Below are 614 nucleotides of genomic sequence, written 5' to 3'. Positions count from 1 at the left end.
CGACCCCCGCGCCCTCGGCCTCACTTCCCGCCATCTCGCCTACATCATCTACACCTCCGGATCCACCGGCACGCCAAAGGGCGTCATGGTCGAGCATGCGAGCACCGTGAACCTGCTGCATTGGAACAAAGGCATCTACGCGGGATCGGAGGTCAGCCGCATGCTGTTTTCCACCTCGATCAATTTTGATCTATCCGTCTACGAGTGCTTCGTGACCCTATCACAGGGCGGCGCACTCTATCTTGCCGACAATGCGATGGCATTGGCGAAGACGTCCTTGGATGTCTCCATGATCAACACAGTGCCCTCGGCGATTGCCGCCCTAGTCGACAGGCATGCAATCCCGTCCTCGACGACCGTCGTCAATCTGGCGGGCGAGCCCCTCAAGCCTCGCCTGGTCGAGAGCATCTTCGAGAAGAGCCGCGTGGAGAAGATCTGCAATCTGTACGCTCCTTCCGAGACGACGACGTACTCGACCTGGGTTTGCATGCCCAGGGGAGAGGCTGTCGTCGAAACGATTGGCCGCCCGATTGCGAACACGCGTGTGTATCTTCTCGACCGGCATGGCGCACCGGTGCCGTTCGGGGCGGTCGGCGAGCTCTATATCGGCGGGG

At 60.9% G+C, this 614-nt stretch carries 1 protein-coding gene; it reads left to right on the top strand.

Features of this window, described 5'->3' with window-relative positions; all coding sequences use genetic code 11:
* The coding region (locus tag QN224_RS33585) for an AMP-binding protein (RefSeq protein WP_283980182.1) at window positions 1–614 on the top strand (614 nt) is incomplete at both ends.

This window comes from Sinorhizobium sp. 7-81, from assembly GCF_030124405.1.
Lineage (GTDB): Bacteria > Pseudomonadota > Alphaproteobacteria > Rhizobiales > Rhizobiaceae > Sinorhizobium > Sinorhizobium psoraleae.
Note: the sequence above shows the minus strand (reverse complement) of the source record. Positions and strands in the feature narration are given on the sequence as shown.